This is a genomic window from Streptomyces sp. NPDC058576, from assembly GCF_042718715.1.
Classification (GTDB): Bacteria; Actinomycetota; Actinomycetes; order Streptomycetales; family Streptomycetaceae; genus Streptomyces.
Window position 1 is genome coordinate 1 of the sequence record NZ_JBHXPF010000070.1, and the last position, 11,625, is coordinate 11,625.

Below are 11,625 nucleotides of genomic sequence, written 5' to 3' on the forward strand. Positions count from 1 at the left end.
GGCTGGACCTGAGGTCCAGCCGCCCGCGCCCCGCCCACGGCTCCGTCAGCCGAGGCGCTTCGCCAGCTCGGCCGCGACCCCGGTCAGCGGCACCGCGCTCTGCTCGCCGGACTCCATGTCCTTGAGCTGGACGACGCCCTCAACGAGATCGCGCTCGCCCGCCACCAGGGTGTAGCGCGCGCCCGAGCGGTTGGCGCTCTTCATCGCACCCTTCAGACCCCGGCCGCCGAAGGCGAAGTCGGCGGCGATCCCCGCGCGGCGCAGCCCGGTGACGACGCCGAACAGCACCCGGCGGGCCTCCTCGCCGAGCGGGACCGCGTACACGCTGGTGGTGTAGGGCAGGTCCAGCTCGATGCCCTCGGCCTCCAGGGCGAGAACCGTGCGGTCCACGCCGAGCGCCCAGCCGACGGACGGCAGCTCGGGGCCGCCGATCATCTCGGACAGTCCGTCGTAGCGGCCGCCGCCGCCCACCGCGGACTGGGAGCCCAGGCCGTCGTGGACGAACTCGAAGGTGGTGCGGGTGTAGTAGTCGAGGCCGCGCACCAGCTTCTCGTCGTCCTCGTACCCGACTCCGGCCGCCGTCAGCAGCGCGCGGACCTCCTCGTGGTACGCCTTGCAGGCGTCGCAGAGGTAGTCGCGGAGTTTCGGCGCGTCGGTGAGCTGCTTCTGCACGTCGGCCCGCTTGTCGTCCAGGACGCGCAGCGGGTTGATCTCGATGCGGCGGCGGGTCTCCTCGTCGAGGTCGAGGTCGCGCAGGAAGGTCTGGAGCGCCTCGCGGTAGACCGGGCGGCACTCCTTGTCGCCCAGCGAGTTCAGCAGGATGCGGAACTGGCGCAGGCCCAGCGAGCGGTACGCCTGGTCGGCGAGGATGATCAGCTCGGCGTCCAGGACCGGGTCCTCGGTGCCGATGGCCTCGGCGCCGACCTGCGAGAAGTGGCGGTAGCGGCCCGCCTGCGGGCGCTCGTAGCGGTAGTACGAGCCGGAGTACCAGAGCTTGACGGGGAGGTTGCCCGCCTTGTGGAGGTTGGCCTCCAGGGCGGCGCGGAGCACGGACGCGGTGCCCTCGGGGCGCAGGGCGAGCTGGTCACCGCCCTTGGTGGTGAGGGTGTACATCTCCTTGGTGACGATGTCGGTGGACTCACCGACACCGCGCGCGAACAGCTCGACGTTCTCGAAGCCGGGGGTCTCGATGTAGCCGTAGCCCGAGTCGCGCAGCGGGGCCGCGATCGCCTCGCGCACCGCGAGGAACGTCGCGGAACGGGGCGGCGTCAGGTCGTACGTGCCCTTGGGGGCCTGAAAGGTGCTCACGTGTATACGTCTCTCGTCTACAGTCCTCGGCGCGGCGCCGCGTCCAACCCGTTCAGATACGGGTTGGCGACGCGCTCGCGGCCGATGGTCGTCTGGGGGCCGTGGCCGGACAGCACCACGGTCGAGTCGTCGAGCGGCAGGCACACCCGGGCCAGCGACTTCAACAGCTCGGCGTGGTCGCCGCCGGGCAGGTCGGTGCGTCCGACGGAGCCGGCGAAGAGCAGGTCGCCCGAGAAGAGGACCGGCGGAATGTCCGCCGCCTCGGGCATCCCGAACGTCACCGACCCCTTGGTATGGCCGGGCGCGTGCGAGACGCCGAAGTCCAGACCGGCCAGGGTCAGCTTCGAGCCGTCGGTCAGCTCCTTGACGTCGTCCGGCTCCCCCACGGTCAGCTCGCCCATGAGCGGCATCCCGATCGAGCGGCCGAGCGCCTTCTCCGGGTCGCTCATCATGTAGCGGTCCTCGGGGTGGATCCAGGCGGGGACGTCATGGGCGCCGCAGACGGGGACGACCGAGGCGACGTGGTCGATGTGCCCGTGGGTGAGGACGACGGCGACGGGCTTGAGCCGATGCTTCTTCAGCGCTTCCTCGACGCCCTGGGCGGCCTGGTGGCCCGGGTCGATGATCACGCACTCCTCACCGGCGGCGGGGGCGACCAGGTAGCAATTGGTCCCCCAGGCCCCGGCGGGGAACCCGGCAATGAGCACGATCGTCCTTAATGTTCGTCCGGTGGAAGCGGCCGCAGTACAAGGATGCAGCGGATCAGAGCCTACCGGCGCTCCTCATGACACAGGTAACCCATATACGGTACGGGCAGCTCAGGCCCTCATCCGACGACTCACGACGTAACAAGGAGCCCCACCGGTGTCCAGCAGCGAACAGCGGCGACGGCAGCTCGCCCGGGAAAAGTTCGAGCGCCAGCAGAAGCGCCGGGAGGAGGCCCGCCGCAGGACGAGGCGCATCACCGCGATCGTCGCGGCCTCGGTGGCCGTGGTCGCCGTCGTGAGCGTGAGCGCGTTCGTCGTGGCGGGCAAGGACGACGACAAGGACAAGAAGAGCGAGGCGGCGGCGAGCCAGAGCCCCGCTCCGGAGCCTTCGAAGAGCGAGAGCAAGGCCCCGCTCCCCGCGATGAAGATCGACAAAACGGCGAAGTACACGATGTCGCTCAAGACGAGCCAGGGCGACATCGCGTTCTCGATGGACGCGGCGAAGACCCCGCAGACCGTGAACTCCTTCAAGGCGCTCGCCGACAAGGGCTACTTCGACGACACCAAGTGCCACCGGCTGACCACGCAGGGCATCTTCGTGCTCCAGTGCGGCGACCCGAAGGGCGACGGCACGGGCGGTCCGGGCTACAACATCCCGGACGAGAACCTGGACGCGCTCGGCAAGGCGGGCGCCGACGGCACGGTCGTCTACCCGCCGGGCACGGTGGCGATGGCCAACACCGGCCAGCCGGACTCCGGCGGCAGCCAGTACTTCCTGGTCTACAAGGAGACGAAGCTTCCGCCCACCTACACCCCGTTCGGCACGATGGACGACGCCTCGCTGAAGGCCGTCCAGAAGGTCGGCGAGGCCGGGGTCGAGGGCGGCGCGGGCGACGGCGCCCCGAAGAAGGCCGTGACGGTCGAGAAGGCCTCCGTCGAGAAGAGCTGAACCGGCGGGGCGGCGACCGGCCCCGGGCGGCCTCCGGCACAGCGGGGGCCGCCCTCGTTGTGCCGGAGCGGAGAATTTCAGCCGCGCTGAGTGCGGACAGCCGGGTGGCCGGTCGCCTAGATTGGCGTTGTGCAGGGCGGGCGAGGCCCGCCCCTGGAAACTGTGGACGATGCCCGGGGGGCGAACCCCCTCGCAGGCATCAGGTGGAGGAGGCGCTGTGAGCAGCGACCCGTGGGGCCGCGTCGACGAGACGGGCACCGTGTACGTGCGTACTGCCGAGGGCGAGCAGGTCGTCGGATCGTGGCAGGCCGGTTCCCCCGAGGAGGCTCTGGCCTATTTCGAGCGCAAGTACGACGGCATTGTGGTCGAGATCGGCCTCCTCGAACGGCGGGTGAAGACCACCGATCTGTCGGCGAAGGACGCCACGACGGCGATCGACCATCTGCGGCAGCAGGTGGACGAGCACCACGCGGTGGGCGACCTGGACGCGCTGCGCAAGCGGCTGGACGCGCTCGTGGCGACGGTCGAGAAGCGGCGCGAGGAGCGCAAGGTCCTCAAGGCCCAGCAGACCGACGAGGCCAAGCAGGCCAAGGCGGCGCTGGTCGCCGAGGCGGAGGAGCTGGCGCAGAGCGAGCAGTGGCGGTCGGCCGGTGAGCGGCTGCGGGCGCTGGTGGACACCTGGAAGGGTCTCCCCCGCCTGGACCGCAAGTCGGACGACGAGCTGTGGCACCGCTTCTCGCACGCGCGCTCGGCTTTCTCCAAGCGGCGCAAGGCGCACTTCGCCGCTCTGGACGCCCAGCGCGAGGACGCCCGCAAGGCCAAGGAGAAGCTGGTCACCGAGGCCGAGGCGCTGTCCGGCTCCACGGACTGGGTGACCACGGCGGCGCGCTACCGCGACCTGATGACCGAGTGGAAGGCGGCGGGCCGCGCCCAGCGCGAGGCCGAGGACGATCTGTGGAACCGCTTCCGCGGCGCCCAGGACGTCTTCTTCGCCGCCCGCAGCGAGGTCTTCGCGGAGCGGGACGCCGAGCAGGGCGAGAACCTCAAGCTCAAGGAGGAGCTCGCCGCCGAGGCCGAGAAGCTGGTGCCGGTGAAGGACCTGAAGGCGGCCCGTGCCGCGTTCCGGGCCATCAACGAGCGCTGGGAGGCCATCGGCCACGTGCCGCGTGACGCCCGCCCGAAGGTCGAGGGCCGGATGCAGGCGGTGGAGCGGGCGCTCCAGGAGTCCGAGGAGTCCGAGTGGCGCCGGACGAACCCGGAGGCGCGGGCCCGCGCCGCGGGTCTGACCGGTCAGCTCCAGGCCGCCGTGGACAAGCTGCGCGGCCAGATCGACACCGCGCGCGCCCAGGGCAACAACGCCCGCGCGGACAAGCTGGCCAAGGAGCTGGAGGGCCGCCAGGCGCTGCTGGACCAGGCGCTGAAGGGCCTGGAGGAGTTCGGCGGCTGAGAAGCCCGGCAAGCGGGAGGCCCCGGTACGCGATGCGTACCGGGGCCTCCTCGTGTCTCCGCTACGGCCTGCGGGCCGAGGTGACCCGGTAGACGTCGTAGACGCCCTCCACGCCGCGCACGGCCTTCAGGACGTGGCCCAGATGCTTCGGGTCGCCCATCTCGAAGGTGAAGCGTGAGGTGGCCACCCGGTCGCGGGAGGTCTGGACGGCCGCCGAGAGGATGTTGACGTGCTGGTCGGAGAGGATCCGGGTGACGTCGGAGAGCAGCCGGGAGCGGTCCAGCGCCTCGACCTGGATGGCGACCAGGAAGACCGAGGACTGGGTGGGGGCCCACTCGACCTCCAGGATCCGCTCGGGCTGCTGCGAGAGCGACTCCACGTTGACGCAGTCGGCGCGGTGCACGGAGACGCCGCTGCCCCGGGTGACGAAGCCGATGATCGGGTCGCCGGGGACGGGCGTACAACAGCGGGCCAGCTTGACCCAGACGTCCTCGACGCCCTTGACGACGACGCCGGGGTCCGCGTTGGCGCGGCGCTTGCTGCGGCCGCCGTGCGAGGGCGGGGTGGACTCGGCGAGGTCCTCGTTGGCCTCGTCGTGGCCGCCGAGCGCCTGCACGAGCTTCTGTACGACGCCGGCCGCCGCGACATGGCCCTCGCCGATCGCCGCGTACAGCGAGGAGATGTCCGGGTAGCGCATCTCGTGCGCGAGGGTGACCAGGGAGTCGCCGGTCAGGATGCGCTGGATCGGCAGGTTCTGCTTGCGCATGGCGCGCGCGATGGCGTCCTTGCCCTGCTCGATGGCCTCGTCGCGGCGCTCCTTGGAGAACCAGGCGCGGATCTTGTTGCGGGCGCGCGGCGACTTGACGAAGCCCAGCCAGTCCCGGGAGGGTCCGGCGCCGGCCGCCTTGGAGGTGAAGACCTCCACCAGGTCGCCGTTGTCGAGCGTCGATTCGAGCGGGACGAGCCGCCCGTTGACGCGTGCCCCTATGGTCCGGTGGCCGACCTCGGTGTGGACGGCGTACGCGAAGTCGACGGGGGTCGCGCCGGCGGGCAGCGCTATCACGTCGCCCTTCGGCGTGAAGACGAAGACCTCGTTGCGCGAGAGGTCGAAGCGCAGGGACTCCAGGAACTCGCTGGGGTCCTCGGTCTCCTTCTGCCAGTCCAGGAGCTGGCGCAGCCACGCCATGTCGTTGACGGTGTCCTGGCCGCGTCCGGTGTTCTTGGGGATGTCGGTGCGCACCTTGGAGGCGCCCGCGACGGCCTCCTGCTTGTACTTCCAGTGCGCGGCGATGCCGTACTCCGCACGGCGGTGCATGTCGAACGTACGGATCTGGAGCTCGACGGGCTTGCCGCTGGGACCGATCACCGTCGTGTGCAGCGACTGGTACATGTTGAACTTGGGCATCGCGATGTAGTCCTTGAACCGCCCGGGCACCGGGTTCCACCGGGCGTGGACGGTGCCGAGCGCCGCGTAGCAGTCGCGGACCGTGTCGACAAGTACCCTGATGCCCACCAGGTCGTAGATCTCGGCGAAGTCGCGGCCTCGCACGATCATCTTCTGGTAGACGCTGTAGTAGTGCTTGGGGCGGCCGGTGACGGTGGCCTTGATACGGGCCGCGCGCAGGTCGGCCTGGACCTCGTCGGTCACTATGGCGAGGTATTCGTCGCGCTTGGGGGCGCGCTCGGCGACCAGCCGGACGATCTCGTCGTACATCTTGGGGTAGAGGATCGCGAAGGCGAGGTCCTCCAGCTCCCACTTGATGGTGTTCATGCCCAGCCGGTGCGCCAGCGGGGCGTAGATCTCCAGCGTCTCGCGGGCCTTCTTCTCCTGCTTCTCCCGCTTGAGGTAGCGCATGGTGCGCATGTTGTGCAGGCGGTCGGCGAGCTTGATGACCAGGACCCGGGGGTCCTTGGCCATCGCGACGACCATCTTCCGTACAGTCTCGGCCTGCGCGGCCTCGCCGAACTTCACCTTGTCCAGCTTGGTGACGCCGTCGACGAGCAGGGCGACCTGGTCGCCGAAGTCGCGCCTGAGGGTGTCCAGGCCGTACTCGGTGTCCTCGACGGTGTCGTGCAGCAGGCCGGCCATCAGCGTCGCCGGGTCCATGCCCAGCTCGGCGAGGATCGTGGTGACGGCCAGCGGGTGGGTGATGTAGGGGTCGCCGCTCTTGCGCTTCTGGCCCCGGTGCCAGCGCTCGGCGACCTGGTAGGCCTTCTCGATCTGGCGGAGCGTGGCCGTCTCGATCTTGGGGTCGTTGCCCCGGACCGTACGCAGGAGGGGTTCCAGGACCGGGTTGTACGGGCTGGAGCGCTGGACGCCGAGGCGGGCGAGGCGGGCCCGTACGCGGTTGGAGGAGCCTCCGGAGCGGGAGACGGACCCGATGGGCGCCGCGGCCTTCGCCGGGGGCCCGGGGGGCGGGGGCTTGGGCGCGGCGGCGGCCGGCTTCCTGGCCGGAGGCTGCGCGGGGCCCGTCGTCCCGGCCGGTTTCGACGGGGCCTCGGGGGCCGCGGGCTTCGCGGGAGGGGTGGCGGGCTCGGCGGACCTGGCGGCCTGGGGGCGCTCGGTGTCGCCGGGCTCGGCGGCCTGGGGACCCGGGGTGTCGCCGGGCTTCGCGGCCCGGGGGCGCTCGGGCTCGGCGGCCCGCTCGGGGGGCGCGGGCTTCGGCGCGTTCGAGGGCGCGGCCTTCTCCGGCGTGGCGGGGGCCGCCACGGGCTTGTCGGGCTGCGGGGCGGCGGCTGACTGGGCCTCGTCTGGCAAGAGCGCTCCTCGTGCGGATCCGGGGTACCCGGAGAGCCCATGGTATCGATCCCCCGGCGGGACCTCGCCCGGGGACGGTGGGAGCCCCGTGCGGTCACGCACGAGCCCTCGGGCCGACCAGCGGCCCGAGGGCGGATAGGCGAGCGGTTCAGGCCCTTGTCCGACACCCGGGGGTCAGGGATTTCAGCCCTGATCACCCTCTGCGGGCGTCAGCGCACCCACGTGCGGTCAGGCGACGCCCTTGCTCGTCGCACAGAACTTCGGGGTACCCGAGTAGCCCTTCCGCAGGCACACCTTGAAAGTGACCGTCTTGCCTTCAGCGATATTGAAAGAAGCCGGAGTGTGCTTGCACGAGCCATTGCCGCCCGAGGCGTCCAGGCGAATGCTGCCACCCGACCAGGAAGCCTGAACGGTCGCGCGGTACCCGTCCTCGTCCTGGTCGCAGACGCGCAGGAACTCCTGCTCCGCCCCCGGACCGTCGTGGTCGAATCCGGCACGGCCACCCGGATTGTCGTCCGTGGTCAGCGCGTAGGCGTTCGACCCCGCGTAGGCGGACGTGGAAACCAACGCAAGCCCCATAGCACCGACAAGAACTCCGGCGACCTTCACGGCCCGACGGTTCAAAGCCTTCTGCATTTCACTCCGTTCACAGGCGAACAAATCAGAATGATCATCATACGACTTTCATGGAAAGTACAGCAATTTGACCCGGAGTAATGAATTCGGAATATGCGATTCCGATTATTTCGCCCGTGGCATGCGAGAAGGGTGGGCGATGTGTATCGCCCACCCTTCTCGCATGCTGCTGGTTCAGACGGTGATCAACGCCTCCAGCGGAGTGCCCGCGAGGCTCGGCTCCAGACGGGCCCGGCCCGCCAGGAAGCCGAGCTCCATGAGGACCGCGACACCCGCGACCTGGGCGCCGGCCCGCCGGATGAGCTCCAGCGAGGCCTCGGCGGTGCCGCCGGTGGCGAGGACGTCGTCGATGACCATGACCCGGTCATCGGCGTCGAGGTCCTCGGCGTGGATCTCGATCTCCGCGCTGCCGTACTCCAGCTCGTAGGGCTGGCTGAGCGTGGCTCCGGGCAGCTTCCCGGCCTTGCGGACCGGGACGAATCCGATGCCCGCCCGGACCGCGACGGGCGCGGCCAGGATGAAGCCGCGCGCCTCCAGGCCGACGATCTTCGTGGCGCCGTGCCGTACGCACAGCTCCGCGAGGGCGTCGGTGAGCGCCGTGAAGGCGACCGGGTCCGCGAGCAGCGGCGTGATGTCCTTGAACACCACGCCCGGCTTCGGATAGTCCGCGACATCGCGGATCCGGCTGAGCAGCAGCTCCCTGATCGATTCGGTGGTGCTCGTCATCGCTCAGCGCTTCCCGGGGGTGCGGCCGTGCGACCGGGGGCGGCCGATCGACGTGCTCGCCGTCTCGGCCTCGTCGCGCGGGTCCTCGGGGCCGTCGTCGGGGGACTCGCCCTTGGCGGCCGCGGCGGCCCGCTTGGCCAGGACCCGCTTCTTCAGCGCCTTCATCTGCGGCTCGCGTTCCTTGAGGTCGGCGACGAGCGGCGTGGCGATGAAGATCGAGGAGTACGCGCCGGCGGCGAGGCCGACGAAGAGCGACAGCGAGATGTCGTTCAGCATGCCGGCGCCGAGGACACCGCCACCGATGAACAGCAGACCGGCCACCGGCAGCAGCGCCACGACGGTGGTGTTGATGGAGCGGACCAGCGTGCTGTTGATGGACCGGTTGGCGATCTCGCTGTACGTGTAGCGGGTCTGCTTGGTGATGTCCTTCTGGCCCTCCTTGAGGCTGTCGAAGACCACCACCGTGTCGTACAGGGAGTAACCGAGAATGGTCAGCAGACCGATCACCGTGCCCGGGGTGACCTCGAAGCCGACCAGGGCGTAGACACCGACCGTGATGGTGATGTCGTGGATCAGCGCGATGAGGGCGGCGACGGCCATCCGCCACTCGAAGGCGATGGCCAGATAGATCACCACCAGGATCATGAAGACCCCGAGACCGGTCCACGCCTTGTTCGCGATCTGCTCACCCCAGCTGGGGCCGACCAGGTCCGCGTTGATGTCGTTGGCGGGGATGCCGAGCTCGTCGGAGAGGGTCTCCTTGATCTCGTTCGCCTTCGCGGTGTCGACCTCGGTGATCTGGATGCGCAGACCGCCGTTGCCGAGCTCCTGGACGATCGCCATGTGGCCGGAGGCCTCGGTCGCCACGTCCGTGGCCTGGGAGGTGGAGATCTGGGCCTTGGTGTCGGTCGTGAAGACCGCGCCGCCCTTGAACTCGATGCCCATGCGCAGGCCGCCGACCGCCACGCCGATGATGGCCGTGATGGTGATCAGTATCGAGACGCCGTACCAGATCTTGCGGTTGCGGATGAAGTCGTAGCCGACCTCGCCGCGGTAGAGCCGGGCGCCGAGATTGCCGAGTCGCGACATCTCACGCCTCCTTCGGTTCGGTGGGGGCGTTGACACGGCGCGAGCGGCGCAGCGGCGGCTGGGCGCCGAGCCGCTTCGGGTCCAGCCCGGACCACGGGCCGCCCTTGGAGAAGAACTTCGTCCGGCCCATGAGCGTCATCAGGGGCTTGGTGAAGAGGAACACCACGACGACGTCGAGCAGCGTGGTCAGGCCCAGCGTGAAGGCGAATCCCTGCACCTTGCCGACGGTGACGATGAAGAGCACCGCGGCGGCCAGGAACGACACGAAGTCGGAGACCAGGATGGTGCGGCGGGCACGCGGCCAGGCGCGCTCGATGGCCGGTCGCAGCGTGCGTCCTTCGCGGATCTCGTCTCTGACGCGTTCGAAGTAGACGATGAAGGAGTCGGCTGTGATGCCGATGGCGACGATGGCGCCGCAGACCGCCGGGAGGTTCAGCGCGAAGCCGATGGCCGGGCCCAGCAAGGCCATGATCGTGTACGTCAGGATGCCGGAGACCAGCAGGCTCAGCAGCGCGATGAAGGCGAGACCCCGGTAGTAGACGACCAGGTAGATGATGACCAGCGCCAGACCGATCGCACCGGCGATCAGGCCCGCCTGCAGCTGCTCGCTGCCGAGCGCGGCGGTCACCGTGGTGACGCTGACCTCTTTGAAGGTCAGCGGCAGGGCGCCGTAGGACAGGATGTTGCCGAGGTCCTCGGCCGACTGCTGGTCGAAGCTGCCGGAGATCTGGGCGTTCTTGCTGAGCGCCTGGCTCACCGAGGGCGCGGAGACGACCTCGCCGTCCAGGACGATCGCGAACTGGTTCATCGGCGGCTGCTGCTGGGAGAGCCGGCCGGTGATGGTCTGGAACTTCTTGGCGCCGGCGGAGGTGAACTCCATCGACACGATCCACTGGCCGGACTGCTGGTCGATGGCGCCCTTGGCGTCGTCGACGTCGCTGCCGGAGACCTCGGCGGGGCCGAGCACGTACTTCTCGTAGCTGCCCGGGACGTTCGAGCCGCAGGCGACGATCGAGTCGGTCGGCTTGGCGTTCTGGCCGGCCTCCGTGCGCTGCTTCGGGTCGGTGCAGTCGAGCTTGGCGAACTGCTCCTGGAGCTTGGCCGTAGCCGGGTCCGCGGAGGGCGAGGCCTCGGGGGAATCGGAAGGCTTCGGCTTGTCGGTGGCGCCGGGGGTCGGGTCGTCCTTCGTCAGGGCGCCGGTGACCGCGCGGCCCTGGGTGGTGGCGCTCGCCGAGGGGGTGGCCTGCGAACCGGTGGCCTCCTCGCCCTTGGGCTTGTCCTCACCCTCGGGCTTGCCGTCGGCGGACTCGCCGGGCTTCGGGGTGGCGTCGGCGGAGGGGGTGCCGGAGGGCTTGGGCGTCTCGGGGCCGCTCGCCTGCACCGTCAGCACAGGCCGGAAGTAGAGCTGGGCGGTGGTGCCGACCTGCTCCTGGGCCTGCTTGGAGTTCGTCCCCTTGGGGATGTTGACGATGATGTTCTGACGGCCCTGGGTCTGGACCTCGGCCTCGGAGACGCCCAGACCGTTGACACGCCGCTCGATGATCCCGACCGCGGTGTCCATGTTGGTCGGGTTGATCGCGTTGGGCTTGCCGGGCTGGTTCTGCGCCTCCAGCGTGATCGACGTCCCGCCGGCCAGGTCGATGCCCAGCCGGGGCGTGGTGTGCCCGGACAGGAACAACCCGCCGGTGAGCGCGACCATGGCGATGAGGATCAGAGCCAGGGCACGCCCCGGCCTGCCCTGACCGCCGGACGGCCCTCGGCCCTTCTTGGGTGCTGCCACCTTCTCGTTTCTCCCTGTCCAACCGCCCCGCGCCGGGTACGCGCCCGAGCGGCCACGAAGTGTAGTGGGGACCCTGCCCCCGCAGACGACCGCACGGTCCCGGGGACGCCGCGCGCCGGGGGGGGCGCGGCGGGCCCCGGGTGGTGTGGACGTCGTTGGGGGGGGGGCGCCGGGGGGGGTTGCCCCCCCCCGGGGGGGCGGGGGGGGGGCCCGCCCCCCCCCCCC

Annotated in this window: 9 protein-coding genes; 2 read left to right on the forward strand and 7 right to left on the reverse strand. The window is 70.2% G+C overall.

The features are described from left to right. Nucleotides 1-45: 45 nt before the first annotated feature. A complete protein-coding gene (gene hisS / locus ACFWRV_RS31710) occupies nt 46-1,308 on the reverse strand; it encodes a histidine--tRNA ligase (RefSeq protein WP_384339363.1) in 1,263 nt (420 codons plus the stop codon). Between the two features lie 17 nt (nt 1,309-1,325). Further along, nucleotides 1,326-2,015 carry an MBL fold metallo-hydrolase gene (locus ACFWRV_RS31715; RefSeq protein WP_384339364.1) on the reverse strand — a complete coding sequence of 230 codons (690 nt, stop codon included), beginning with the start codon at nt 2,013-2,015 and terminating at the stop codon, nt 1,326-1,328. A 157-nt stretch (nt 2,016-2,172) separates the two neighbouring features. On the opposite strand from ACFWRV_RS31715, the gene ACFWRV_RS31720 reads away from it, so the two are divergent. Continuing rightward, entirely contained in the window at nt 2,173-2,964 is a 792-nt protein-coding gene (locus ACFWRV_RS31720; protein ID WP_384339365.1) for a peptidylprolyl isomerase, read from the forward strand. A gap of 217 nt (nt 2,965-3,181) precedes the next feature. Then, the gene (locus ACFWRV_RS31725) at nt 3,182-4,411 is read left to right on the forward strand and encodes a DUF349 domain-containing protein (protein ID WP_384339366.1); all 1,230 of its coding nucleotides are present in this window, start codon (nt 3,182-3,184) and stop codon (nt 4,409-4,411) included. 61 nt (nt 4,412-4,472) lie between these two features. Here the strand turns inward: ACFWRV_RS31725 and ACFWRV_RS31730 are convergent, their stop codons facing one another. The 5 genes from ACFWRV_RS31730 to secD form a co-directional block, all read right to left on the reverse strand. Beyond that, nucleotides 4,473-7,169, reverse strand: a complete 2,697-nt coding sequence (locus ACFWRV_RS31730; RefSeq protein ID WP_384339367.1) for a RelA/SpoT family protein — start codon at nt 7,167-7,169, stop codon at nt 4,473-4,475. Between the two features lie 228 nt (nt 7,170-7,397). Further along, complete coding sequence (locus ACFWRV_RS31735; RefSeq protein WP_384339368.1) at nt 7,398-7,778, reverse strand: hypothetical protein; 381 nt, start codon at nt 7,776-7,778, stop codon at nt 7,398-7,400. A 201-nt stretch (nt 7,779-7,979) separates the two neighbouring features. After that, the gene (locus tag ACFWRV_RS31740) at nt 7,980-8,531 is read right to left on the reverse strand and encodes an adenine phosphoribosyltransferase (RefSeq protein WP_384339369.1); all 552 of its coding nucleotides are present in this window, start codon (nt 8,529-8,531) and stop codon (nt 7,980-7,982) included. Between the two features lie 3 nt (nt 8,532-8,534). Then, entirely contained in the window at nt 8,535-9,620 is a 1,086-nt protein-coding gene (gene secF / locus ACFWRV_RS31745) for a protein translocase subunit SecF (RefSeq protein ID WP_384339370.1), read from the reverse strand. A 1-nt stretch (nt 9,621) separates the two neighbouring features. After that, nucleotides 9,622-11,400, reverse strand: a complete 1,779-nt coding sequence (secD, locus tag ACFWRV_RS31750; protein ID WP_384339371.1) for a protein translocase subunit SecD — start codon at nt 11,398-11,400, stop codon at nt 9,622-9,624. Between the last annotated feature and the right edge of the window lie 225 nt (nt 11,401-11,625).